Origin of the sequence: Streptomyces melanosporofaciens (genome assembly GCF_900105695.1) — a bacterium.
Classification (GTDB): domain Bacteria; phylum Actinomycetota; class Actinomycetes; order Streptomycetales; family Streptomycetaceae; genus Streptomyces; species Streptomyces antimycoticus.
On sequence record NZ_FNST01000002.1, the window covers coordinates 2,460,563 to 2,484,580 of the forward strand.

General features: G+C 73.0%; 19 protein-coding genes. 12 read left to right on the forward strand and 7 right to left on the reverse strand.

Annotated features, from left to right (window positions below):
- Positions 1 to 25: 25 nt before the first annotated feature.
- Positions 26 to 1,684 (reverse strand): urocanate hydratase, encoded by a 1,659-nt coding sequence (hutU, locus tag BLV72_RS13035; RefSeq protein WP_093462362.1) that lies wholly within the window; start codon positions 1,682 to 1,684, stop codon positions 26 to 28.
- Positions 1,685 to 1,885: 201 nt separating this feature from the next.
- Here hutU and BLV72_RS13040 point away from each other — a divergent pair, with 201 nt between their 5' ends.
- On the forward strand, positions 1,886 to 2,902 hold the full coding sequence (locus tag BLV72_RS13040; protein ID WP_093462364.1) for an MDR family NADP-dependent oxidoreductase: 1,017 nt from the start codon (positions 1,886 to 1,888) through the stop codon (positions 2,900 to 2,902).
- Between the two features lie 113 nt (positions 2,903 to 3,015).
- On the opposite strand, the gene BLV72_RS13045 is transcribed toward BLV72_RS13040, so the two are convergent.
- Positions 3,016 to 3,957, reverse strand: a complete 942-nt coding sequence (locus tag BLV72_RS13045; RefSeq protein WP_093462365.1) for an SDR family NAD(P)-dependent oxidoreductase — start codon at positions 3,955 to 3,957, stop codon at positions 3,016 to 3,018.
- A gap of 263 nt (positions 3,958 to 4,220) precedes the next feature.
- On the opposite strand from BLV72_RS13045, the gene BLV72_RS13050 reads away from it, so the two are divergent.
- Both BLV72_RS13050 and BLV72_RS13055 read left to right on the forward strand, forming a co-directional pair.
- A complete protein-coding gene (locus tag BLV72_RS13050; protein WP_093462367.1) occupies positions 4,221 to 5,123 on the forward strand; it encodes a helix-turn-helix transcriptional regulator in 903 nt (300 codons plus the stop codon).
- On the forward strand, positions 5,120 to 6,487 hold the full coding sequence (locus BLV72_RS13055; protein ID WP_093462369.1) for a type III PLP-dependent enzyme domain-containing protein: 1,368 nt from the start codon (positions 5,120 to 5,122) through the stop codon (positions 6,485 to 6,487). The genes BLV72_RS13050 and BLV72_RS13055 overlap by 4 nt, the downstream gene beginning before the upstream one ends.
- Before the next feature lie 273 nt (positions 6,488 to 6,760).
- Here the strand turns inward: BLV72_RS13055 and BLV72_RS13060 are convergent, their stop codons facing one another.
- From BLV72_RS13060 to BLV72_RS13070, 3 genes are all read right to left on the reverse strand, one after another.
- Positions 6,761 to 7,351: a hypothetical protein gene (locus BLV72_RS13060; protein ID WP_244320745.1), complete on the reverse strand. Its 591-nt coding sequence runs from the start codon at positions 7,349 to 7,351 to the stop codon at positions 6,761 to 6,763.
- A 151-nt stretch (positions 7,352 to 7,502) separates the two neighbouring features.
- Positions 7,503 to 8,501 (reverse strand): MurR/RpiR family transcriptional regulator, encoded by a 999-nt coding sequence (locus BLV72_RS13065; protein ID WP_208905623.1) that lies wholly within the window; start codon positions 8,499 to 8,501, stop codon positions 7,503 to 7,505.
- A gap of 31 nt (positions 8,502 to 8,532) precedes the next feature.
- Entirely contained in the window at positions 8,533 to 10,059 is a 1,527-nt protein-coding gene (locus BLV72_RS13070) for an aromatic amino acid ammonia-lyase (protein ID WP_093462372.1), read from the reverse strand.
- 161 nt (positions 10,060 to 10,220) lie between these two features.
- Between BLV72_RS13070 and BLV72_RS13075 the strand changes: the two genes are divergently transcribed.
- Genes BLV72_RS13075 through BLV72_RS13095 form a run of 5 tightly spaced genes read left to right on the forward strand, consistent with a single transcriptional unit; the run spans position 10,221 to position 15,196 of the window.
- Positions 10,221 to 11,402 carry an ABC transporter ATP-binding protein gene (locus tag BLV72_RS13075; RefSeq protein ID WP_093462374.1) on the forward strand — a complete coding sequence of 394 codons (1,182 nt, stop codon included), beginning with the start codon at positions 10,221 to 10,223 and terminating at the stop codon, positions 11,400 to 11,402.
- Positions 11,399 to 12,040, forward strand: coding sequence for an ABC transporter permease (locus BLV72_RS13080; RefSeq protein ID WP_093462376.1), 642 nt, complete (start codon positions 11,399 to 11,401; stop codon positions 12,038 to 12,040). Before BLV72_RS13075 ends, BLV72_RS13080 begins: the two co-directional genes overlap by 4 nt.
- Before the next feature lies 1 nt (position 12,041).
- Complete coding sequence (locus tag BLV72_RS13085; protein WP_093462378.1) at positions 12,042 to 12,719, forward strand: ABC transporter permease; 678 nt, start codon at positions 12,042 to 12,044, stop codon at positions 12,717 to 12,719.
- Positions 12,720 to 12,756: 37 nt separating this feature from the next.
- On the forward strand, positions 12,757 to 13,695 hold the full coding sequence (locus BLV72_RS13090) for an ABC transporter substrate-binding protein (RefSeq protein ID WP_093462379.1): 939 nt from the start codon (positions 12,757 to 12,759) through the stop codon (positions 13,693 to 13,695).
- A gap of 16 nt (positions 13,696 to 13,711) precedes the next feature.
- On the forward strand, positions 13,712 to 15,196 hold the full coding sequence (locus tag BLV72_RS13095; protein ID WP_093462381.1) for a purine-cytosine permease family protein: 1,485 nt from the start codon (positions 13,712 to 13,714) through the stop codon (positions 15,194 to 15,196).
- A 51-nt stretch (positions 15,197 to 15,247) separates the two neighbouring features.
- Here BLV72_RS13095 and BLV72_RS13100 read toward each other — a convergent pair whose 3' ends face one another.
- On the reverse strand, positions 15,248 to 16,627 hold the full coding sequence (locus BLV72_RS13100) for an acyl-CoA synthetase (protein WP_093462383.1): 1,380 nt from the start codon (positions 16,625 to 16,627) through the stop codon (positions 15,248 to 15,250).
- Positions 16,628 to 16,746: 119 nt separating this feature from the next.
- Between BLV72_RS13100 and BLV72_RS13105 the strand changes: the two genes are divergently transcribed.
- A complete protein-coding gene (locus tag BLV72_RS13105) occupies positions 16,747 to 17,190 on the forward strand; it encodes a hypothetical protein (RefSeq protein ID WP_093462385.1) in 444 nt (147 codons plus the stop codon).
- A 736-nt stretch (positions 17,191 to 17,926) separates the two neighbouring features.
- Here the strand turns inward: BLV72_RS13105 and BLV72_RS13110 are convergent.
- Positions 17,927 to 19,312: a cystathionine beta-synthase gene (locus tag BLV72_RS13110; RefSeq protein WP_093462387.1), complete on the reverse strand. Its 1,386-nt coding sequence runs from the start codon at positions 19,310 to 19,312 to the stop codon at positions 17,927 to 17,929.
- Positions 19,313 to 19,509: 197 nt separating this feature from the next.
- On the opposite strand from BLV72_RS13110, the gene BLV72_RS13115 reads away from it, so the two are divergent.
- The 3 genes from BLV72_RS13115 to BLV72_RS13125 all read left to right on the forward strand — a co-directional run bounded on the left by BLV72_RS13115 (position 19,510) and on the right by BLV72_RS13125 (position 24,017).
- Positions 19,510 to 20,541: an SGNH/GDSL hydrolase family protein gene (locus BLV72_RS13115; RefSeq protein WP_208905624.1), complete on the forward strand. Its 1,032-nt coding sequence runs from the start codon at positions 19,510 to 19,512 to the stop codon at positions 20,539 to 20,541.
- 1,054 nt (positions 20,542 to 21,595) lie between these two features.
- Complete coding sequence (locus BLV72_RS13120) at positions 21,596 to 22,816, forward strand: acetyl-CoA C-acetyltransferase (RefSeq protein WP_093462389.1); 1,221 nt, start codon at positions 21,596 to 21,598, stop codon at positions 22,814 to 22,816.
- 280 nt (positions 22,817 to 23,096) lie between these two features.
- A complete protein-coding gene (locus BLV72_RS13125; RefSeq protein WP_093462391.1) occupies positions 23,097 to 24,017 on the forward strand; it encodes a hypothetical protein in 921 nt (306 codons plus the stop codon).
- The last annotated feature ends 1 nt before the right edge of the window (position 24,018 follow it).

Below are 24,018 nucleotides of genomic sequence, written 5' to 3' on the forward strand. Positions count from 1 at the left end.
TCCGCGGAACGATTGCCCACAACACTCACTGCGCTTCCCTCATCGGGATCCTCACGTTCCGCTCCTGCGCCACCTCGTCCGCGCGGTCGTAGCCCGCGTCCACGTGCCGGATCACGCCCATGCCGGGGTCGTTCGTCAGCACCCGGCGGATCTTCTCGCCCGCCAGCGCCGTGCCGTCGGCGACCGTGACCTGGCCCGCGTGGATCGAGCGGCCCATGCCGACGCCGCCGCCGTGGTGGATGGAGACCCACGACGCGCCCGAGGCCACGTTGACCATGGCGTTGAGCAGCGGCCAGTCGGCGATCGCGTCCGAGCCGTCCAGCATGGCCTCGGTCTCGCGGTACGGGGAGGCCACCGAGCCGCAGTCGAGGTGGTCGCGGCCGATCGCCAGTGGTGCGGCGAGCGTGCCGTCGGCGACCATCTCGTTGAAGCGCTCGCCCGCCTTGTCGCGCTCGCCGTAGCCGAGCCAGCAGATACGCGCGGGCAGCCCCTGGAAGTGGACCCGCTCCCCCGCCATCTTGATCCAGCGGGCCAGCGACTCGTTCTCCGGGAAGAGCTCCAGCATCGCCTTGTCCGTGGCCGCGATGTCCCTCGCGTCGCCGGACAGGGCGGCCCAGCGGAAGGGGCCCTTGCCCTCGCAGAAGAGCGGCCGGATGTAGGCGGGCACGAAGCCGGGGAAGGCGAAGGCGCGGTCGTAGCCCGCGAGCTGGGCCTCGCCGCGGATCGAGTTGCCGTAGTCGAAGACCTCGGCACCCGCGTCCATGAAGCCGACCATGGCCTCCACGTGCCGGGCCATCGCCTCGCGCGCCCGCTGGGTGAAGTCGGCGGGCTTCTCGGCGGCGTACGACGCCATCTCGTCGAAGTCCACGCCGATCGGCAGATACGCCAGCGGGTCGTGGGCGCTGGTCTGGTCGGTGACGATGTCGATCGGGGCGTTCATCGCGAGGAGCTGCGGGACCAGCTCGGCCGCGTTGCCCAGCACGCCGATCGACAGGGGGCGCCGGGCGTCGCGCGCCTCGGTGGCCAGCTGCAGCGCGTGGTCCAGGCTGTCGGCGCGGACGTCCAGGTAGCGGTGCTCGATACGGCGCTCGATGGCGCGCGGGTCGCAGTCGATGCAGATCGCGACGCCGTCGTTCATGGTGACCGCCAGCGGCTGGGCGCCGCCCATGCCGCCGAGGCCCGCGGTGAGGGTGATCGTTCCCGCCAGGGTCCCGTTGAACTTCTTGGCCGCCACGGCCGCGAAGGTCTCGTAGGTGCCCTGGAGGATGCCCTGGGTGCCGATGTAGATCCAGGAGCCCGCGGTCATCTGGCCGTACATGGTCAGGCCCAGCGCCTCCAGGCGGCGGAACTCCTCCCAGTTGGCCCAGTCGCCGACCAGGTTGGAGTTGGCGATCAGCACCCGCGGCGCCCATTCGTGCGTCTGCATGACGCCGACCGGGCGGCCCGACTGGACCAGCATCGTCTCGTCCTGCTTGAGCGTGCGCAGGGTGCGGACCATGGCGTCGAAGGAGCGCCAGTCGCGGGCCGCCTTACCGGTGCCGCCGTAGACGACGAGCTTGTCGGGGTGCTCGGCGACCTCCGGATCGAGGTTGTTCTGCAGCATCCGCAGGGCGGCTTCCTGCTGCCACCCCCGAGCGCTGAGCTCTGCACCACGCGGCGCCCGTACGGGTCGCGGTCCTGTCATGGGGCCAAGCCTCCCTGCCATCGATTGGATCGAGTTATTCACATCTTGATGCCGATGAATATGACTAGTCAATACCGCGGAGCTGCGCATACACCCGGGTGGTTCAGCGGCGCGGGCTCGCGGGGCACGCGAACGGCACGGTCCGGCCCCCCGGGGTAGCGTCACCGGGAGGTGTCCGCTCCGCCCGCCGAGGAGCCCCGCGTGTCCCTTCCCGCCACCCACCGCGAGGTCCGTCTGGCGGCCCTGCCCGAAGGGGCGCTCACCCCCGGTCACTTCGAGGTCGTCACCGCTCCCGTCCCCGTCCCCGGCCCCGGACAGGTGCTGGTGCGCAACCGGCTGATGAGTGTCGCCGCCGTGATGCGCCCGCTCGCCCTCGCCGACCCCGACACCTTCGGCCTTCCCCAGCTACTGCACAAGACCGGCGAGGTGATGCGGGGCCCGGCCCTCGGCGAGGTTCTCCGCGCGCCGGGTACGGAACTCGCCCCCGGGACCCTTGTCCACCACCGTGCGGGCTGGCGCGAATACGCGGTGCTCGACGCCGCGCGGGCGTCGCCCATCGACCCCGAGGCACTGCCGGATCCCGCCGCCCATCTGTCGCAGGGGTTCGCCGCCTGGCTGGGGGTGGTGCGCGGGGCCGGGGTGCGGCGCGGCGACACGGTGTTCGTCACCGGCGCGGCGGGCGGCGTGGGCTCCCTGGCCGGGCAGTTCGCCCGGCTGCACGGCGCCGAACGGGTCATCGGCTCCACCGGCTCCCGCCACAAGGCCGACCGGCTGACGGGGGAGCTGGGCTACGACGCGGTCGTCCTCCGGGGCGCGGGCCCGATCGAGGAGCAGCTCCGCGCGGCCGCCCCCGACGGCATCGACGTCCTCCTCGACACCGTCGGCGGCGAACAGCTCCGGGCCGCCCTGGCCCTGGCCCGCCGCAACGCCCGTTTCGCCCTGGTCGGCGCGCTGTCCGCGCAGCTCTCCGACGACGCGTCGGCCCCGACCGGGATCAGCACCCTGGCCCTCATCGCCCGGGGCGTCACGCTGCGCGGCATCAGCGCGATGGACCACCAGGACGCCATGCCCGCGTACCTGCGCGAGTTCGGCCGGGCGCTGCGGGAGGGCGCCCTCACGTATCCGTACACCCGGCTGACGGGGATCGGCCAAGCGCCGCGCGCGCTGTGCGAGTTGGTGGCGGGCCGTCACCTCGGGGCGGTGCTGGTGGAGCTGTAGACCTGGACGGGGTGCTGGGGGTGGAGCCCTCGGAGCGGGGCGGGGGGGAGCCCTCGGAGCGGGGCTGGGGGCGGAGCCCTCGGGGCGGGGCTGGTGCGAGTGGCCGAGCGCGGTCAGTCCGAGGCCAGCAGCCGCTCCGACGTCGCCCAGAGGCGGTCGGCGCCCTCCGGGTCGAGGGCGTACGGGGCGACCCCCGCCATCATGGCGATGACGTCATCGGGGCGGCGGCTCACCGGCACGGCCTCGGCGCAGTCCGCGAAGTAACGCCCGCCGACGCCCTCCAGCAGCGGCGAGGCGGCCAGCAGCACCGACGTGGCCGCCCCCTGCTCCGGGGTCTTCCACGCCATCGCCGGGGCCGTGAGGGTGCCGACGTGGCGCTGCAGATTGGTCCGGATGCCCCCGGGGCTGAGGGCGTTGGCCGTGATGCCGTCGCCCGCCCAGCGCGCGTGGGCGCCGACCGCGAAGAGCACGTTCGCGGTCTTGGACTGCCCGTACGCCTGCATCGGTTCGTACGGCCGGTAGTCGAAGTGGAGGTCGTCGAAGACGACCGGTGAGCGCAGATGCGCGGCGGAGCTGACCGAGACGATCCGCGCGCCCCCGGCGGCCGCGAGGGCGCCGTGCAGGCCGCGCGCCAGCGCGAAGTGGCCGAGGTGGTTGACGGTGAACTGCCGGTCCCAGCCCTCGGGCGTACGTCCCTCGGGCAGGGCCATGACGCCCGCGTTGTTCACCAGGATGTCCAGCGGCCCGTCCCAGACGTCCGCGAACGCGGCGACCGAGACCCGGTCGACCAGGTCCAGCGGTGCCACATGCAGCCGCTTGTTGCCGGTGGTGGCGGTGATGTCCTCGGCGACCCGGGCCCCGGCCTCGATGTTCCGCACCGCGAGGGTCACCTCGGCCCCCGCCCCGGCCAGCGCCCGCGCGGTCTCGATGCCGATGCCGGAGGCGGCCCCGGTGACCACCGCGCGCCGGCCCGAGAGGTCGACGCCGTCGATCACCTCGGCGGCGGTGGAACGGGCGCCAAAAGGTGTCGTGACGCGTGTTTCGTTCTGGTCCATACCCCCAGCGTCGCTCCGCCCACCGCCCCCAGCCAGACCCCACGCATCCTGGGAGTCACAGGGACAGGCTCGGACCGCGCCAGCGCCCCCACGATCACCCAGGCCGCTCCCGCGCCCCGGCCGACAGACGGGCGGGACGCCCCCGCGGACGGGGCAAGCCCGCCCCCCCTCCGTCGCCCGCCACCCGACCACCCCGTTCCGCGGCCGCATCCTGGGAGTCACAGGGACAGGCTCAGATCACGCCGGGCGCCTAGCGTGGAGGTATGGCGGAGAGCGCGAATCGGCTGGGCGAGTATCTGCGGGCGCGCCGGGAGCTGGTGCGGCCCGAGGACGTCGGGCTGCCCGCCGTGGGCCGGCGCCGGGTGCCCGGGCTGCGCCGCGAGGAGCTCGCGCTCCTCGCGGGCATCAGCAGCGACTACTACCTGAGGCTGGAGCAGGGCCGCGACCGCCACCCCTCCGAGCAGGTGCTCGACGCCCTGGCCCGCGTGCTGCGGCTCGACGACGACGCCACCGCCCATCTGCACCGGCTGGCCCGCCCCGCGCCCCGCCGCCGTCCGCGGCGGCCGGAGCGGGTGCCCGCCGGGATCCAGCAGCTCGTGCTGTCCTGGACGCGGAACCCCGCCTTCGTCCAGGGCCGCTATATGGACATCCTCTTCGCCAATCCGCTGGCCATCGCGCTCTCCCCGCTCTGCAGGCCCGGGGTGAACGTCGTCCGCGCCCTCTTCCTCGACCCGGAGATCCGCGAGGCACACGGCAGCGACGCCACCACCGCCGGTGTCGTGGCCGGTCTGCGCGCGCTCGTCGGCCCCGATGTCGACGATCCGCCCCTCGCCGAGCTGGTGGGTGAGCTGTCGGTCAGGAGCGAGCGGTTCCGGCGGCTGTGGGCCCGCCATGACGTGAGGCCCAAGGCCGGCGCCGGCACGTCCACCTTCCGGCACCCGCAGATCGGCCCGATCGAGCTGAGCTACGAGAAGCTGGCCGTCACCGGCACCGAGGGCCAGCTCCTGGTGGTCTACCACGCCGCCCCGGGCAGCCCCGCCGAACAGGCCCTTCCGCTGCTGTCGGGGCTCGCGGCCGACGCCGGGCACGACCCCCGGAGCAGCCCAGGGAGCGGCCCCGGGGCAGTTGGTCCGCAGCCGTCCCCGGATGGTTGGCTGAGGTCATGACTTCGAAACCGGTGGCGATGGCCGCCCGGCGCGAACGGGCCGTTCGGGCCGCCGTGGAGCAGGGGCTGCTGGGCCCGGATCGGCCCGTCGTCGGGTTGCTGGACGTGGCCGGGATCCGCGCCGCCGCCGCCGAACTGCGCGCGGCCTTCGAGGACGTCGTCACGCCCGGCACCCCCGTCCTGCACGCCTTCGCGGTCAAGGCCGCCGCGCTCGTCCCGGTCCTGCGGCTGCTGGCCGACGAGGGCCTGGGCTGCGAGGTGGCCAGCCCCGGCGAGCTGGCGCTGGCCCGCGCGGCGGGGGTGACGCCCGACCGGATCGTCCTGGACTCCCCCGCCAAGACCCCCGCGGAGCTGAGCGAGGCCCTCGACCTGGGCATCGCCGTCAACGCCGACAACCCACAGGAGCTGGACCGGCTCGGCGCGCTGGTGGGGGACAGCGCGGCCCCGCCCGCGCCCCTGGGCCTGCGGATCAACCCGCAGGTGGGCGGCGGCAGCATCGACGCGATGAGCACGGCCACCGCGACCTCCAAGTTCGGCGTCGCCCTCCAGGACCCGGGGGCGCGCGAGTGGGTCGTCCGCGCCTTCGCCGAGCGCCCCTGGCTGACCCGGCTGCACGCCCACGTCGGTTCCCAGGGCTGTCCCCTGGAGCTGATGGCGGCGGGCATACGGGTGGCCTACGAACTGGCCGAAGAGATCAACGGGGCGGTCGGCCGCCAGCAGATCGACGCCCTCGACATCGGCGGCGGCCTCCCGGTGAACTTCGCCTCCGACGAGATCACCCCCAGCTACCGGGAGTACGCACAGCTCCTGCGGGCCACCGTGCCGGGGCTCTTCGACGGGCGGTACAAGCTGGTCACCGAGTTCGGACGGTCCCTCCTGGCCAAGTCCGGCCTGGTGCTGGCGCGGGTCGAGTACGCCAAGTCCGCGGGCGGCCGCCCGATCGCGGTCACCCACGCGGGCGCCCAGCTCGCCACCCGTACGGTCTTCGCCCCCGAGGCCTGGCCCCTGCGCGTCACGGCCTACGACGCGGAGGGCCGCCCCAAGACCGGGGGCTCCTCCGACGGCCAGGTGCCCCAGGACATCGCCGGTCCCTGCTGTTTCGCGGGCGACCTGGTCGCCCGCGACCGCCCCCTGCCGGAGCTGGTGGCGGGCGACTTGGTCGGCCTGCTGGACACGGGCGCGTACTACTTCTCCAACCACTTCGCGTACAACAGCCTGCCCCGCCCCGGGATCTACGGCTTCGACGCCACCGGCGACACCGGCGACGAGGTGCGCTTCGCGACGGTGCGGGAGCCGCAGACGGTGGACGAGATCGTGGCCGAGAGCGGTGCGGCGCATGCGCTGGGGCTCAGCCGCCTGCGGTAGCGCCCCGCGCCCAGGCGCGCCGCGATGCGCTGCGATGCGCGCTGCACATCGAGAGGGCCGGTGGGAGCGAAGCCCGGTGGCAGCACCCGTGCTCCGGAGCCGAGGCCGCTGCCGGCCCGCGCGGCCCGGCGGCAACGAGCGCGGCGCCGTGCCCAACAGAGCAGCCGGCCCCCTGAGCCGGCCCCGCCCAAGCGCTGGCCCCTCAGCCATGGGCGGGGCTTTCCCCCGTGCCGGCCAGGGCGGGCGCGCCCCTCGAAAGCCCCGCGGGGCCCCTCAGCGCGTGGCCGCCGCCACGGTCCGCGAGGAGCGCCGGGCGCCGCCCGGCCCCGCGTCCCCGGCCACGATGCCCGTCGTCTGGTAGGCGTCCACCGCCTTGCCCGCGGGGCGCCCGCCGGAGACCCGCTCGGTGCGGACCCACAGCAGCACCTCGTTCGCGCGCTCCCAGCGGCCCAGCCACAGCGCCTTGGCCCACAGCCCGGCGCCGAGCCCCGTCATCAGCATCCCGCCCGCCGCCGGAACGGCGAAGGACGAGCCCATCGCGGCGAGGAAGGCCAGCAGCAGCCACCACCGCAGGGCGCGTCGGCGCGTCCTTACGGTCACCGCGCGGTCCTGGAGGAAGACCGACTTGCTCGCGCGCGAGGCACCGCGCGCCAACTCCAGATACCGCTTCCTGCGCACCGTGAACACCACGACCGCCGCGATCAGGAAGAGCGCCGCCCCGGCGAGCACTCCGATCCGGCGCCCGGTCAGCCCCGGCACCAGCGCTCCGATCCCCGCGGCCAGCACACCGGGCCACCACAGCCACCCCGCGGGGGCCCTCACGACCACCGCCACCCGTGCCAGCGCATACGCCCCGCGCCCCACGACCGACCTCCTCATCCTGACGAATCCCTGATGACATCCCTGTCGAATCGAGGAATCTAGCCAGGATGCCTGAGAATTGGGTGAGAGGGACGGGGTCGGAACACAGAGCGGCCCGGAAATCCTGAGCGCCCCGAGGGCCTTGAGCCGCGGCTCACTCCACGAACAGTCCCCGCTCGGCCGCCTTCGCGTCGAACTCCTCCAGCCGCGCCTGAGCCTCCGGCAGCGCGTCGCACATCGCCTCCAGCAGCACCCGCCCCAGCAGCATCGGCGCACACGCGGTGTCGAAGGCCAGGCCCGTACCGACCGCCGCGGGCAGCAGCAGATCGCTGTGGCGGGCGATCGGGGCGAAGGCGCTGTCGGCGACGGCGACCACGGTCAGGCCCGCCTCCTGCGCGTACTCCAGACCCTCCACGACCTCCCGCGGATGCCGCGGCAGCGCGAAGCACAGCAGCGCCGTCGCGCCCGCGCGCTTCGCCGCGTCGACGCGGTCGGCGAGCATCGTGCCGCCCTCGTCGAGCAGCCGCACGTCCGGATGGACCTTGCGCGCGAAGTAGGTGAAGCCGCGCGCCTGCGCGGAGGCGGCGCGCAGGCCCAGGACCAGCAGCGGGCGGGAGTCGGCGAGCAGCCGGCCGGCGCGGACGACGGGGGCGGGGTCGGCCAGCAGCGCGGCGAGATGGCGCAGATTGTCGATCTCGGAGTGCACGGCCTGCTGGTACTCGTTGTACGACCCCTCGTCCGCCTCCGGCTCGGCGGGGGCGACATCGCGCAGATGCTTGCGCAGCGCCGGATAGCCGTCGAAGCCGAGGGCGACCGCGAAGCGGGTCACGGACGGCTGGCTGACGCCCGCGAGTTCGGCCAGCTCGACGCTGGAGAGGAACGGCGCGTCCGCGGCCCGCCGCACCATGCTGTGGGCGATCCGCCGCTGGGTCGGGGTCAGCCGGTGGCCCTCGAAGAGCGCCTGCAGCCGAGCGGCGGTCGAGGCACCGGAGGCGGCCGAGGCGACCGAACCCGTGGTAGCGAACGAGCCGCCCGCACCGGCCGAGCCGCCCGCGCCCACCGACACCCCCGGCGGCGCCACCGCGACATCCTCGCCCGCCGGCGCCGTCCGAGCACCGCTCACCCCGTCGCTCACCCCATTGTCCGTACTCATCGCGTCCTCCTGACCCTCGTACCCTCGTCCCTCATACCCCCGCCAGCCGGTCGAGCAGGCGCGCGGCCACCGCCACATCCTCCGTCAACGGGCGGTCCTCCATGCGGGGATCGAGCACTTCCGACGCCATGGCGAAGGCGACACCGGCCGGGAGCTCCGGGTCCGGTTCCAGACCGCGCTGGCGCAACGCCCTTACGGCCGCGACCAGTTCGCAGCCCAGCACCAGCCGGTAGTGGTCGGCGACGCGGAGCGTCTGGCGGGCGCCGAGCGAGGCGAAGCTGGCCTGTTCCTCGACACCGCGGGAGAGCACGGCATGCCCCAGCGAGGCGGGGTGGGAGACCGCGCGCATCTCACCGAGGGCCGCCCCCGCCGCGTATTCGAGGATCATCACGCCCGAGCTGGCGGGCGCGGCGTCGCCGAGGAAGGGGCGCAGCCGGGTGAAGTCGGGTTCGCTGAGCGCGGCGAGCCGGGCCGTGGAGAGCCGGGCGGTCTGCAGCGCGGCGAGCCGGAAGGCGTCCAGGGCGAGGGCGGCGTGCGCGGCGTAGAAGTTGCCGTGGTGGTAGGCGGCCTCATCGGCGGAGCTGATCAGCGGGTTCTCGGTGGCCGCGTTGAAGTCGACGGTCAGCACCCGCTCCAGCGCCTCCGCCGCGTCCAGCGCCGGTCCGTGGATCTGCGGCAGACAGCGGAAGCCGTACGGGTCCTGTATGCGCCCCAGCGGTGGGGTGGGCCGAGCCGGGGCGCCGAGCAGGGCGCGCATCCGGGCGGCGGCCTCGACGGAGCCGGGGTGCGGCCGGGCGGCGTGCACGGGTTCGGCGTATGCCTCGTACGATCCGCCGACCGCGATCAGCGAGAGCGCGGCCACCGAGAGCGAGGCGGACAGCAGCCGCTGCAGCTCGGCGAGGGCGAGCGCGGACTGGCCGAGGGTGAGGGCGTTGCTGCTGATGAGCGCGAGGGCGTCGTTGCTGTCGAGCACGATGGGGTCGGGGGCGCGACGGCCCGGGGCGGCCTCGGTGAGGTCCCAGGGGTGCTCGCCGACGAGGGCGAGACCGGTCTGGGCGAGCGCGGCGAGGTCCCCGGTGCCGACCGCGCCGTATTCGTTGATCACCGGGTGGGCGCCGCTGTCGAGCCCCTCGACGAGTGCGGTGACGACGGCGGGGCGCAGCCCGGCGCCGCCCGCCAGTAGCTGATTGGCGCGGACGGTCATCATGGCGCGCACCTCGCGCGCGGGCAGCGGTGCGCCGATCGCGCCCGCGTGGCTGCGCAGCAGCCGCAGCCCGTGGTCGGAGTCGGCCGGGCCGACGTCCTCGGTACGGTTGGCGCCCACGCCGGTGCTCCGGCCGTAGACGCGGCCGGTGGCGGCCAGCCGGTCCGCGGTCTCCCAGGCGCGCTCGGCCAGGGCGAGCGCGGTCGGGTCGGGGGCCGCGGGCCGGCTGATGCGGTCGGCCAGGCGGGCGATATCGACGACGCGTAGGCTCCGGCCGTCCAGTGTGATCCGCTGAGCTGTGCCGCCTGTGCCCTCGGCCGCCGCGGCATCAGCATCCAGCATGTGAGACAACATCCAGGGCAACCCCTCTCATAACGCCCATTTCCGGGCCAGCCGCCAGGCACTTCGTCCACATCGCGAGCAGAAGTAACCGGTGATTAACGCAGACCTCTTGACTTCTATTCACTCGACTATGACTGTGCATGACTATATGCAGACAGGGCAAGGGGAAGCGGATGATCAGCTTCAAGGACGTCAGTAAGCACTACCCGAACGGCACCACAGCCGTGGACCGGCTCAGCCTCGAACTCCCGGAAGGGGGCATCACGGTTCTTGTCGGCTCCTCGGGCTGCGGCAAGACCACCACCCTCCGCATGGTCAACCGCATGGTCGAACCGAGCAGCGGCACGGTGAGCGTGGCCGGGCGTGATGTCCTGGCGGCGGACGCTGCCGAGTTGCGGCGCGGAATCGGCTATGTGATCCAGCAGGCCGGGCTCTTCCCGCACCGTACGATCCTCGACAACATCGCCACCGTCCCGCTGCTGCTGGGCTGGGGCCGCCGCAAGGCGCGGGCCCGCGCGGCCGAGCTGCTGGAGCTGGTCGGGCTGCCGGGCGACTCCGGCAAGCGCTATCCGCACCAGCTCTCGGGCGGTCAGCAGCAGCGCGTCGGCGTCGCCCGCGCACTGGCCGCCGATCCGCCGGTGCTGCTGATGGACGAGCCGTTCGGCGCGGTCGACCCGGTCGTACGGACCCAGCTCCAGAACGAGCTGCTGCGGCTGCAGAGCGAGCTGCGCAAGACGGTCGTCTTCGTCACCCACGACATCGACGAGGCGGTACGGCTCGGCGACCGCATCGCGATCTTCCGCACCGGCGGCCATCTCGTCCAGTGCGCACCCCCCGCCGAGCTGCTGGCGAGCCCCGCCGACGACTTCGTGGCGGGCTTCCTGGGCGCCGAGCGCGGGCTGAAACTGCTCTCCCTGTCCACCCTCGGGGACCTGCCGCAGGAGCCCGTCCCCGCCGATGGGGACCGCTGGCGGCTGGTCACCTCCGAGCGCGGTGAGCCGCTGGGCTGGCGCGACACCGAGGGGCCGGAGGGCGACCGGGCGCCGCTGCTGCCGGTGCGGGCACTGCGGGACGGCGATTCGCTGCTCACCGCCCTGGACGAGTCGCTGGCGTCCCCCGCCGGTCTGGTGGCCCGCGTGGACGCCGACGGCGTCCTGACCGGGGTCACCGGGCGCGAGCGGATACATGAGTTCGCGGGGCGCCGCCACGCGGAGGCGGGCCGCGCGGCCGCCCTCAAGGACGCCACGGAAGCCGCCGGGGCCTTCGAGACCGCCGGAGCCCCCGAAGCCGCCGAGAGCCGTGGCGAGGCGGGCTCCGACGACACCCCGGCCTCCGACCCGAGCGTGACCGCATGACCGTCGACTGGGGCTGGTTCCCCGATCACCAAAGCGACCTGGTCACGCTCACCCTCGACCACCTCTCCACCGCCGTCCCCGCCGTCCTCTTCGGTCTGCTGATCGCGCTGCCGCTGGCCGTGATCGCCCACCGGGTGCGGGCCCTGCGCGGACTCCTCCTCGGGCTCTCGAACATCCTGTTCACGATCCCGTCCATCGCAATCTTCGTCCTGCTGCTGCCGGTCACCGGCCTCACCCGCACCACCGCCATCACCGGCCTGACCATCTACACGCTGGTCGTGCTGCTCCGGAACACCGTCGAGGGGCTCGACAGCGTCCCCACCAAGGTCCGCGAGGCGTCCACCGCGATGGGCGCCCGTCCGCTGCGCACCCTGCTCACCGTCGAGCTGCCGCTCGCCTTCCCGGTGATCATGGCGGGCGTACGGGTCGCCACGGTGATGGCGATATCCCTGGTCAGCGTGGCCAGCTACATCGGGTACGGCGGTCTCGGCCAGCTGTTCACCGACGGTTTCCAGCGCAACTACCCCACCCCCGTCGTGGCCGGGGTCCTCCTGTCCCTGCTGCTCGCGCTGGTCGCGGACGCCGTGCTGGTCACCATCCAGTGGCTGTGCACCCCGTGGCTGAGGAGGCGTGCCTGACATGATCGAACTGCTCAAGGACCTCCTCCGCTGGCTGACCAGCGGCTCCCAGTGGTCCGGGACCGACGGCATCGCGACCCGCCTCCTGGAACACCTCCAGTACTCCCTGCTGGCCACCCTGGTCGCCGCCGCCATCGCCCTTCCGGTCGGGCTGCTCATCGGGCACACCGGACGCGGCGCGTTCCTCGCCATCAACCTCTCCGGCTTCGGGCGGGCGCTGCCCACCGTCGGCCTGGTCACCCTGGTCTTCCTGGCCAGCGGGCTGAGCATGTGGCCGGTGTACATCTCGCTGGTCGCCCTCGCGGTCCCGGTGATCGTCACCAATACGTACGCGGGCATGGCCGCTGTCGACCCGGAGGTCGGGGACGCGGCGCGGGGCCAGGGGATGCGCTGGTACCAGGTGCTGTTCCAGGTCGAACTGCCCCTCGCGCTCCCGCTGATCATGACCGGGCTGCGGCTGGCCTGCGTCCAGGTCGTCGCCACCGCCACCATCGCCGCGTACGTCAGCTTCGGCGGGCTCGGCCGCTACGTCTTCGACGGGCTCGCCCAGCGCGATCTGGTGCAGGTGCTGGGCGGGGCGGTGCTGGTCGCCGTGCTGGCCATCGCCCTGGACCTGGCGCTGGCCGGAGTGCAACGCCTGCTGTTCCGCAACCGCCCCCCGCGCGCCCACGCGCACTGACGTCACCGACTCACTCCGGATCCGAGGAGAGCACCCCATGAACCGCAGGAAACTGCTCGGCGGCCTGCTCGCCGGCGCCTCCGTACCCGCGCTGGCCGCCTGTAGCGGCGGCGTCACCTCGCTCAAGGGCGACGGCGGCAGCGGTGGCTCGGGCGGCGGCAGCAGCCTGGGCGGCCTGGTCATCGGCACCGCCAACTTCACCGAGAATCAGCTACTGGGCTATCTCTACGCCGAGGCGCTGAAGGGCGCGGGCATCAAGACGAGCGTGCGGCCCAACCTCGGCTCCCGCGAGATCGTCATCCCCGCCCTCCAGCAGGGCGATATCGATCTGCTCCCCGAGTACCAGGGCAATCTGCTGCTCCACTTCGACGACAAGGCCCCCCAGACCGAGGCCGGCGACCTCCAGAACGCCCTCACCGTCGCCCTCCCCAGCGGTCTGGAGGCCCTGTCGTACGCGGCCGCCGAGGACAAGGACGTCTTCTGCGTCACCCATGAGGCCGCGCAGAAGCACGGTCTGCGCAGCTTCGCCGACCTCGCCAAGCAGAACGGCAAGCTGGTCTTCGGCGGCCCGGCCGAGGACAAGAAGCGCGTGGTCGGCCTGGTGGGCCTCAAGGACCGCTACGGCGTGACCTTCAAGGAGTTCAAGGCCCTCGACGCCTCCGGACCCCTGGTCAAGGGCGCGTTGAAGAAGGGCGATGTCGACGTCGCCAACCTCTTCTCCACCGACCCCGACATCGAGGCCAACGACTGGGTGATCCTCGCCGACCCCAAGGCCCTCATCCCCGCCCAGCACATCGTGCCCGTCGTGCGCTCCGCCAAGGCCGACACCAAGGTCCGCAAGGCCCTGGCCCGCCTGGGCGGCGCCCTCACCACTCAGGAACTGGCCCGGCTCAACAAGCTGGTGAGCAACGACAAGAAGGACCCGGACCGGGTCGCCGCCGACTGGGCCGCCAAGAACGGCCTCACCAAGAAATAGCGGCAGGAGCACCCTTATGCCCGACTCTCTCGACGCCCCCGCCTCCCGCGCATCCCACGACTCCCGCGACGCCCTCGACTCGCTCGTCGAGAAGCGCTCGATCGACGTCGTCCCGGACGCGGAGCGCCATGGCACCGCCTTCAGCCAGTTCACCCTGTGGCTCGGCGCGAACCTCCAGATCACCGCCGTCGTCACCGGCGCGCTGGCCGTCGTCTTCGGCGCGGGCGCCTTCTGGTCGATCATCGCCCTGCTGCTCGGCAACCTGCTCGGTGGAGCCGTCATGGCGCTCCACTCGGCCCAGGGCCCCCGGCTCGGCCTCCCTCAGATGATCTCCTCCCGGGCCCAGTTCGGGGTCCGGGGCGCGATCGTCCCGCTGCTGCTGGTCATCGTCATGTACGTGGGCTTCTTCGCCAGCGGCAGCGTGCTGGCGGGCCAGGCGGTCGGCGAACTCACCCATCTCGGCGACACCACCGGGATCATCCTCTTCGCCCTCATCACCGGCGTGGCGGCCGCCGTGGGCTACCGCCTGATCCACACCCTGGGCCGGATCGCGGGCGTGGTCTGCGCCCTGGCCTTCGTCTACCTGGGCATCCGGCTGCTGGACCGCACCGACCTGGCCACCCTGCTCCACGACCGGACCTTCGACTTCCCGCTCTTCCTCCTCGCGGTGTCGCTGTCCGCCTCCTGGCAGCTCGCCTTCGGCCCGTACGTCGCCGACTACTCCCGCTACCTGCCGCGCACCACCTCCCCCAAGGCCACCTTCTCCTGGACCCTGGCCGGCACCGTCCTCGGCTCGCAGTGGTCCATGACCTTCGGCGCCCTCGCGGCCGCCGCGGCCGGCCACGCCTTCGTCGGCAACGAGGTCTCCTACATCGTCGGTCTCGGCGGCGGCGCGGCCGTGATCACCTCACTGCTCTACTTCGTCATCGCCCTCGGCAAGCTGACGATCAACGTCCTGAACACCTACGGCGGCTTCATGTCGATGGTGACCAGCATCAGCGGCTTCCGCGGCAACGCCACCCTCTCCCCGCGCGGCCGGGCCGCCTACATCGCCGGAATCATGGTCGCGGGCACGGCGGTCGCGCTGCTCGGCAAGGACAGCTTCCTGTCGTCCTTCAAGGACTTCCTGCTGTTCCTGCTGACCTTCTTCACCCCGTGGAGCGCGATCAACCTCGTCGACTACTACGCCATCGCCAAGGAGCGCTACGACATCCCCGCCCTCAGCGACCCGGGCGGCCGCTACGGCGCCTGGCGCTGGAAGGCCCTGTCCACCTACGCCGTGGGCGTCCTGGCCCAACTCCCCTTCCTGTCGACGCACTTCTACACCGGCCCCCTCGTCGCCCCGCTGGGCGGCGCGGACATCTCCTGGCTCGTCGGCCTCGCCATCCCCGCCGCCCTCTACTGGCTCCTGGCCCACCGCGACACCGCCCACGTCCCCGACCACATGATCCTCGCCCCGGAACCGTCCCCCGACCGCCCGTACGCCACCGAGCCCGGGTGACGGGAAGGCCACCCGGGTGACGGCAAGGCCCCCGGGAGCCGGGGCTCGGGATCAGGCCGGGGGCAGGAGTTTCTTCTGGGGCTTGCCCATGGCGTTGCGGGGCAGGGCCTCCAGGAAGCGGACCTTGCGGGGGCGCTTGTGGACGGAGAGCTGGGTGGCGACGAAGTCGATCAGCTCCCGTTCGCCGATGCCGTCGGCGACGACGTAGGCGACGATCTCCTGGCCCAGGTCCTCGTGCGGGGCGCCGACGACGGCGGCCTCGCGGACGGCGGGGTGGTCGAGGAGGGCGTTCTCGACCTCGCCCGCGCCGATGCGGTAGCCGCCGGACTTGATCATGTCGGTGGAGGCGCGGCCCACGATGCGGTGGAAGCCGTCCGGGTCGACGGCGGCGATGTCGCCCGTGCGGAACCAGCCGTCCTCGGTGTACGAACCGGCCGTGGCCTCGGGGCGGTTCAGATAGCCGTCGAAGAGGGTGGGGCCGGTGAGCTGGAGTTCGCCGATCTCGGCGCCCTCCTCGGCGGCGATCCGGGTGCGGATGCCCGCCAGCGGGGTGCCGACATAGCCGGGGCGGCGCTCGCCGTCGGCCCGGGTACTGATCGTGATGAGGCTCTCGGTCATGCCGTAGCGCTCGATGGGGCGCTGGCCGGTGAGCCGCTCGAGGTCGCGGAAGACCGGGGCGGGCAGCGGGGCGCTGCCGGAGACCAGCAGTCGGGCGGAGGCCAGGGCGCGGGCGGAGTCCGGGTCCTGGACGATCCGGTTCCAGACCGTGGGCACCCCGAAGTAGAGGCTGCCGCCCGCGGCCGCGTACGCCGCCGGGGTCGGCTTGCCGGTGTGGACGAGGCGGCTGCCCGTGCGGAGCGCGCCCAGGACGCCCAGCACCAGGCCGTGCACATGGAACAGCGGCAGCCCGTGGACCAGGGTGTCCTCCGCGGTCCAGGCCCAGGCCGCGGCGAGCCCGTCCAGGTCGGCGGCCACCGCACGCCGGGAGATCAGCGCGCCCTTGGGCGCCCCCGTGGTCCCCGAGGTGTAGAGGATGAACGCCGTGGACTCCGCGTCCGGCTCCGGCTTCGTCCACGCGGCCCGCTCGGCCGGGTCCACCGGGACGGTCTCGATCGGGGCCTCTACGGCCTCCCCGGTGAGCAGCAGGGTGGCGCCGGAGTCCCGGAGTATGTGGTCGCGTTCGGCCGGGCCGGAGTCCGGCGGTACGGGCACCACCGGCACCCCGGCCAGCAGCGCGCCGACCACCGCGACCACCGTCTCCGGAGTCGCGGTCGCCCGGACCGCGACGACCGGCGCACCGGCGATACGGGCCGCCACCGCGCCCGCGGCACCGAGCAGTTCCTCGCGCGAGAGGGAGCGGCCGCCGACGCTCAGCGCGTCGGGGCGGTCGCCGCCGGGCGCGGCGAGGGACGTGAGGAGAGGTGCGGTCACGGAACTGACTCCTTCCACAGCGGGCCGGGGGTACCAGGGGGGTACCTCTTCGCGCCCGCGCGTCTTTCGGGGGCTAGCCCTACCGACAAAGCGTCCCCGCGACCGTACCGTCATTAAGCATGGACGCCCGTGACCCGGATCTGAGAAAAGAACTCGACGCGGCCCTGCAGACCCGTAAGGAGCTGGGTGCGGAGTACGAGTCGGAACTGGTCGACTCCTTCATGGACAAAGTCGAGCAGCGCTTCAACGATACGGCGGACCGGCATGTCCGCCGCCAGCTCGCCGAACAGCAGATGGCCGCGGCCCGCGGCACCCGCCCGTACGCCACCGGCACGCATCCGGACCAGGCCCATGGAATGGGCGTCGGCGAGCGCTTCGCCTTCGTCGGGATCTCCCTGGTGCTGGCGATCCCGCTGTCGGCGATCGGCGTGGTGAACGAGGGCCTGCCCGGCCTGCTGATCACCTGGGCCGGGATCTTCGGGGTCAACGCGGTCCACGCGGCGGGGGGCTTCTCCTGGCTGCGGCAGGGCCGTGGGCCGTCCGCCGACCGTGATGGCGAGTAGCCGGCCGGGGCCGCCGCATCCACGCCGCCGGACGCGCGGCCGTGGCCCTCGGCGAGTGCTCCGCCGAGCCACTCGGCCGGCTCGATCCAGGAGGGGTGCGGAGGGCAGTCGTCGTAGCCGAAGGACCGGATCGTCTCGCTGAACAGCTCGATACGGCCGGACGGCGTGTTGAGCGGGGCGGCGTCCGGGTCGGCACGGAAGTCCGCGAACAGCGCCGGCTCGGCCTCCCGCACCGGGACCCGTAGGTTTCCCCCTTCCAGAAGCCGTCGAAATCGGGTGGGTTGAAGCCGCGCTCCTCAGCGATGAGCCGTGCCTCGTCGTACATGTGGCGCAGCCACCGCATCGATATCCCGGAATTTTCGCGCACCCAGCCCCAAAAAGACTGCGCGGGGACCGCCGCACCCCGGTGCTGGGCACCGAGGGCGGGACGACGGCGGTCCCCGCGGGGGACGCGGGCCGGGTCAGGGCCGGACTTCCGCGTCCAGGCGACCATGGAGGTCCGGGAGCCGCTCCGGAGGTCCTGTCGCCTCATCCTGGGTGTCGGTGTCGTCCTTCCGACACCGACTAATCTGCCGGAGCTGTGTTAACCCTGTGCTGCGGGCGCGTGACACGTGCGTACCACTTCCCCGAAGCCCTGGCGGGCTCCCCCGAAGGGCAGTTGGGCCCCGTTCGACCCCCGCTTGAGCCCGCTGATGGGCCCGCTGATGGGCCCCCTGATGGGCCCGCTGACGAGCCCCTACTTGACGCCGCTGGCCAGGTACGCCAGCAGGTCCTGCCGGCTCACCACGCCCTTCGGCTTCCCCTCCACCAGCACGATCGCCGCGTCCGCCGTGCCCAGCACCGCCATCAGGTCCTCGACCGGCTCGCCGGAGCCGACATGCGGCAGCGGCGGGCTCATGTGCTTCTCCAGCGGATCGGTCAGCTCCGCGCGGCGGGCGAACAGGGCGTCCAGCAGTTCGCGCTCCACCACCGAACCGATGACCTCGGCGGCCATCACATCCGGGTGCCCGGCGCCCGGCTTCACGATCGGCATCTGCGAGACGCCGTACTCCCGCAGCACGTCGATGGCCTCGCCCACCGTCTCGTCCGGGTGCATATGGACCAGCGAGGGCAGTCCGCCCTGCTTGCCCTGGAGGACGTCGCCGACGCGCACCGAGGGGCCGTCCTCCTCCAGGAAGCCGTAGTCGGCCATCCACTCATCGTTGAAGATCTTGGACAGATAGCCGCGGCCGCTGTCGGGCAGCAGCACGACCACCACATCGTCCGGGCCGAGCCGCTCGGCGACCTTCAGCGCGCCCACGACCGCCATTCCGCAGGAGCCGCCGACCAGCAGCCCCTCCTCCTTGGCCAGCCGCCGCGTCATCTGGAAGGCGTCCTTGTCGGAGACCGCGACGATCTCGTCCGCGACGGTCTGGTCGTAGGCGGTCGGCCAGAAGTCCTCACCGACGCCCTCGATCAGATACGGGCGGCCGGAGCCGCCGGAGTAGACCGAGCCCTCGGGGTCGGCGCCGATCACCTGGACCCGGCCCTCGCTGGCCTCCTTCAGATAGCGGCCGGTGCCGGAGATCGTGCCGCCGGTGCCGACACCCGCGACGAAGTGGGTGATCTTCCCCTCCGTCTGCTCCCACAGCTCGGGGCCGGTGGACTCGTAGTGGGAGAGCGGGTTGTTCGGGTTGCTGTACTGGTCGGGCTTCCAGGCACCCGGCGTCTCGCGAACCAGCCGGTCGGAGACGTTGTAGTACGAGTCGGGGTGATCGGGGTCCACGGCGGTGGGGCAGACCACCACCTCGGCGCCGTAGGCCCGCAGCACGTTGATCTTGTCCGTGGACACCTTGTCCGGGCAGACGAAGATGCACTTGTAGCCCTTGCGCTGGGCGACCATCGCCAGGCCCACGCCCGTGTTGCCGGACGTCGGCTCGACGATGGTGCCGCCCGGCTCGAGCTCACCGGAGCGCTCGGCTGCCTCGATCATCCGGACCGCGATCCGGTCCTTCACCGAGCCGCCGGGATTGAAGTATTCGACCTTGGCCAGGACGGTTGCCCGGATGCCCTCGGTCACGGTGTTGAGCTTCACCAGCGGGGTGTTGCCGACCAGCTCAATCATCGATTCGTAGTACTGCACACCTGCTCCTGGTCCGGTTCCGCGGGATCTCCGCGTCGGGGCGGCCGCTTACGCGGCGCCGTGCTGCCAGCTTATTGCGCGCCACCGCCCCGCGACCCGTGCGTTGGGAGGAAGGCTGTGCGGGGCAACAAGTTGTTAGCGAGGCGTACAAAGGAGAAAGAAGCGCGTGCGCGTGCGGACGGAGGTGGGCTGGACCCATGTCGATGTCGAGGGCGAGGGTGGCGCGGCGGATCGCGGCCGCGGCGGCGTACGGGGGCGGCGGGATCGGGCTGCTGGGCGGGGTGACCGCCGTGTTGTTGCTCACTGAGGTGTCCCATGCGAAGCGGGTCGTGGGCGGATCGGACGATCCCCCGCCGCGCGCCGACGGTCGATATGGCTTCGCCTTCGCCCGCAGAACTGGCCAGCCCCCACTGCGGCTGGCCTTTCTCGGCGACTCCACGGCCGCCGGACAGGGCGTCCACCGCCCTAGTCAGACGCCGGGCGCGCTGCTCGCCTCGGGGCTCGCGGCGGTCGCCGAGCGCCCGGTGGACCTGCGGAACGTGGCACTGCCGGGGGCGCAGTCCAGCGATCTGGAGCGCCAGGTCACGCTGGTGCTGGAGGACGCGGAGCTGCTCCCCGATGTGTGCGTGATCATGATCGGCGCCAATGACGTGACCCGCCGGATGCCGCCCGCCAAGTCGGTGCGGCTGCTGTCGGACGCGGTGCGCAGGCTGCGCGAGAGCGGCTGCGAGGTGGTGGTGGGCACCTGTCCCGACCTCGGCACGATCGAGCCCGTCTATCAGCCGCTGCGCTGGGTCGCGCGGCGGCTGAGCCGACAGCTGGCCGCCGCGCAGACGATCGGGGTGGTGGAGCAGGGCGGGCGTACGGTCTCGCTGGGCGATCTGCTGGGCCCCGAGTTCGCGGCCAATCCGCGCGAGCTGTTCGGCCCGGACAACTTCCACCCCTCGGCGGAGGGGTACGCGACGGCCTCGATGGCCGTTCTGCCGACTCTGTGCGACTCGCTGGGCCTGTGGCCCGAGGAGGCGCCGGAGACGCTCGACGAGGGCATCCTGCCGGTCGCCACGGCGGCGGCCGAGGCGGCCGCGGAGGGCGGCACCGAGGTCACGGCGGCCCGGGGCCCGTGGGCTCGGTTGCTGCGGCGTCATCGGCCCGCGACGAAGGAGCCGGCGGCCGTGTCCGGCTCCACGGACGCCTCGTCCCCGAGCTCCCCGCCCCCATCGAGCTGCTGACCCCGGCCGGGACCGGGCCCCGACTGGGGCCGCGGCCCCCAGGCCAACCCGGGCCTACGCGCCCAGCCCACCGGGACCTGCGGGGCCGGGCCGAGGGCCGGAGGCCGGGGGCCGGGGCCCGGAGGCCCCGAGGCCCGGACCCGGAGGCCCGGAGGCCCGGACCCGGAGGCCCGGAGGCCCGGACCCGGAGGCCCGGAGGCCCGGAGGCCGGGAGGCCGGGAGGCCGGGAGGCCGGGAGGCCCGGAGGCCCGGAGACCCGGGGGCCCGGGGGCCCGGGGGCCGGGCCGCTACGCAGTCGCCGGACTTCGGCTGCCACTCCGCCACGGCGGTGGTCCCGCCCCGGGCCACCATGCCCCTCCAGGACTGGCTGGATCTGCCCGGCCGGGCGCGGGTCTCGTCTCGCGCCTCCGGCGCAATTGAGCAGCGGCGACGGAGGTGCCCAGCCGGGCCCTCTCCGCCGACCACCGGGCCGGAAGGGGCGAAGGCCGGTGGCGGCTCCCGCCGCCGGGGCCGAGGCCGACGCCGGACAGCAGGCCGTGGCCGGCCAAGCCTGCCGCCGGGGCGGTGGCGGCTTCCGTGACCCGGGGTCGGCGGAGGTGCCCAGCCGAGCCCTCGCCGCCGGCCCCGGGTCGCAGGGGGCGAAGGCCGGTGGCGGCTCCCGCCGCCGGGGCCGAGGCCGACGCCGGACAGCAGGCCGTGGCCGGCCAGGCCTGCCGCCGGGGTGGTGGCGGCTTCTGTGGCCCGGGGGTTGGGGTGCCCCTCTGGAAATTGCTTGATGGATTAGTTGCATCAGATCAAGTACTGGTCGGCGGCGGGCGCCCGACCCGCGTTCGGGACCGCGGGGGCCGCTGGGCCAGCGGCGGCGCCCGGCCACGTATCGGCGGCCCGTAGGGCGCGAGGGAAGGGCGCCGCAAGCGGGGCGAACCCGGGGGCACTGAGCGTACGCTTGGAAAAAAGAGTTCCGCGTCACAGCCCGCACCCCGTGACCCTGCCGATACGTGCAGGTAACTTCCCTCAGAGTCCCAACCCGCACCCCCGCCCCCATGGAGCCGTGATGCCCGAAGCAGTGATCGTCTCTGCAGCCCGTTCTCCCATCGGCCGCGCCTTCAAGGGATCGCTCAAAGATCTGCGCCCGGACGACCTCACCGCCGAGATCATCCAGGCCGCGCTCGCCAAGGTCCCCGAGCTCGATCCGCGCGACATCGACGACCTGATGCTCGGCTGCGGGGCGCCCGGCGGCGAGCAGGGGCACAACCTGGGGCGGGTCGTGGCCGTGCAGATGGGGATGGACCACCTCCCCGGCTGCACGATCACCCGCTACTGCTCCTCCTCCCTCCAGACCTCGCGGATGGCGATGCACGCCATCAAGGCGGGCGAGGGTGACGTCTTCATCTCGGCGGGCGTCGAGATGGTCTCGCGGGCCAAGAAGGGCACCTCGGACGGCCTGCCGGACACCCACAACCCGCTGTTCGCGGACGCCGAGGCCCGTACGGCCACGCGCGCCGAGCAGGGCGGCGAGGGCTGGCACGACCCGCGCGAGGACGGTCTGCTCCCCGATGTGTACATCGCCATGGGCCAGACCGCCGAGAACCTGGCCCGGCTCAAGGGCGTCACCCGCGAGGACATGGACGAGTTCGGCGTCCGGTCCCAGAACCTCGCCGAGGAAGCCATCAAGAAGGGCTTCTGGGAGCGGGAGATCACCCCGGTGACCACCCCGGACGGCACGGTCGTCAGCCAGGACGACGGCCCCCGCGCGGGCACCACCCTGGAGGCGGTGCAGGGCCTGAAGCCGGTCTTCCGCCCCGACGGCCGGATCACCGCGGGCAACTGCTGCCCGCTCAACGACGGCGCCGCGGCGCTGGTGATCATGTCCGACACCAAGGCGCGGGAGCTGGGCGTGACCCCGCTGGCCCGGATCGTGTCGACCGGCGTCTCCGGCCTCTCCCCCGAGATCATGGGGTACGGACCGGTCGAGGCGTCCAAGCAGGCGCTGGCCCGCGCCGGGATGTCGATCGGCGACATCGACCTGGTGGAGATCAACGAGGCGTTCGCCGCGCAGGTCATCCCGTCCTACCGCGACCTGGGCATCGATTTGGACCGGCTCAACGTCAACGGCGGCGCGATCGCCGTGGGCCACCCCTTCGGCATGACCGGCGCCCGGATCACCGGCACGCTGATCAATTCGCTGCAGTTCCACGACAAGCAGTTCGGCCTGGAGACCATGTGCGTCGGCGGCGGCCAGGGCATGGCGATGGTCATCGAGCGCCTGAGCTGAGCCGGCCGGCCGAGCCGCTGGACCGATCCGGGCCGGACCGAGGGGCCGAGCCGTCCCGCGTCTGAGACACTGGTTTCGATCGAGCCGTGACCGAATCTCCCCCAGGATGTGACAAAGGTCCTGGGGGAGAGCCGTCTGCCCAGCTCAGCACCGGTGACCAAAGGCCCTTCCGGTACCGAATTCTGTCCATTTGGTGATGGTATGCACTGACGTCGAGAGGCGATAAGCCTCAAGCTGAGGTAGGAATTCGGGGGATCAACAGCCAACCGGGAGTACGTCAGTGAGCCCCACGACTCTTGCCCTCCTCCTGGCCGCGGTGACCGCCACGGCCGTAGGGGCGGCCGCCCTGCACACCGCGCGCGGTATGCGCCGGCAGATCTGTGAGCTGCGCGCCGAGCTCGCGGCCACCGTCGCCGCCGGCGCCCAGGCGGCCAGCGGCGGCGAGGAGAACGGCGTGACGGTGCCCGCACCCCGCGCCACCCCGGCCGCCGAGATACGCGCGGCCGTGGCCGAGGCGCTCGCCGAGGAGCGGGAGCGGGAGCTGGCCGAGGCGCGGGCCTTCTGGGCCGCCCAGGAGGCCAGGGACTCCGCCGGAACGGCCGACGCCCACTCGCTGCTGGGCGGGCCGGGCGGGTACGGCGAGGACTCCGTCCAGGACGCGCAGCTCTTCGTGCCCCGCCAGGCCGATCTGGCCGGGCTCGAACCGCTGCTCGGCCTGGACGCGCTGGGTCCCGAGGCGCTGGACTCCGCCGGGGACCAGGAGCCCGAGGTCGAGGCCGAGGTGGAGCTGGAACTGGGCGTCGAGCCGGAGCCGGCGGCCGAGCCCCGGGAGTCGGCCGAGCTCGCGGCGGCCCGCCGGCGCCATCCCTCCCACCCCGACTTCTCCCCGTCGTCTCCCGTGGCCGACCACGACCGTACGGTGACCCGGATCACCGAGCTGGCCGATGCCCGCACCCCGCTGTCCGATGTGCGCCCCGGGCCGCTGGGCACCCTCGATGTCTATGTCTTCGCCGACGGCACCACGATCTGCATGACCCCGGGCCACCGGGAGACGGCCGAGCGGCTGGCGGACGCGCTGCGCGAGGGCACCACCCCGGTGCTGCTCGGCGGCTCGGGCGTCTCCGGTGCGTATGCGCTCACATTCGGCTGCGGCGAGGACAATGTGTACGTCCTGGCCGACCGCGTCATCGCCTCGCTGTGAG

Bases quoted from the DNA above. Each gene is read 5' to 3' on its own strand.
- BLV72_RS13095 (WP_093462381.1), top strand. From the start codon at position 13,712: ATGCCCGACTCTCTCGACGCCCCCGCCTCCCGCGCATCCCACGACTCC.
- BLV72_RS13075 (WP_093462374.1), top strand. From the start codon at position 10,221: ATGATCAGCTTCAAGGACGTCAGTAAGCACTACCCGAACGGCACCACA.
- hutU (WP_093462362.1), bottom strand. From the start codon at position 1,684: ATGACAGGACCGCGACCCGTACGGGCGCCGCGTGGTGCAGAGCTCAGC.
- BLV72_RS13115 (WP_208905624.1), top strand. From the start codon at position 19,510: ATGTCGATGTCGAGGGCGAGGGTGGCGCGGCGGATCGCGGCCGCGGCG.
- BLV72_RS13120 (WP_093462389.1), top strand. From the start codon at position 21,596: ATGCCCGAAGCAGTGATCGTCTCTGCAGCCCGTTCTCCCATCGGCCGC.
- BLV72_RS13080 (WP_093462376.1), top strand. From the start codon at position 11,399: ATGACCGTCGACTGGGGCTGGTTCCCCGATCACCAAAGCGACCTGGTC.
- BLV72_RS13105 (WP_093462385.1), top strand. From the start codon at position 16,747: ATGGACGCCCGTGACCCGGATCTGAGAAAAGAACTCGACGCGGCCCTG.
- BLV72_RS13045 (WP_093462365.1), bottom strand. From the start codon at position 3,957: ATGGACCAGAACGAAACACGCGTCACGACACCTTTTGGCGCCCGTTCC.
- BLV72_RS13050 (WP_093462367.1), top strand. From the start codon at position 4,221: ATGGCGGAGAGCGCGAATCGGCTGGGCGAGTATCTGCGGGCGCGCCGG.
- BLV72_RS13085 (WP_093462378.1), top strand. From the start codon at position 12,042: ATGATCGAACTGCTCAAGGACCTCCTCCGCTGGCTGACCAGCGGCTCC.
- BLV72_RS13090 (WP_093462379.1), top strand. From the start codon at position 12,757: ATGAACCGCAGGAAACTGCTCGGCGGCCTGCTCGCCGGCGCCTCCGTA.
- BLV72_RS13065 (WP_208905623.1), bottom strand. From the start codon at position 8,501: ATGAGTACGGACAATGGGGTGAGCGACGGGGTGAGCGGTGCTCGGACG.
- BLV72_RS13055 (WP_093462369.1), top strand. From the start codon at position 5,120: ATGACTTCGAAACCGGTGGCGATGGCCGCCCGGCGCGAACGGGCCGTT.
- BLV72_RS13070 (WP_093462372.1), bottom strand. From the start codon at position 10,059: ATGTTGTCTCACATGCTGGATGCTGATGCCGCGGCGGCCGAGGGCACA.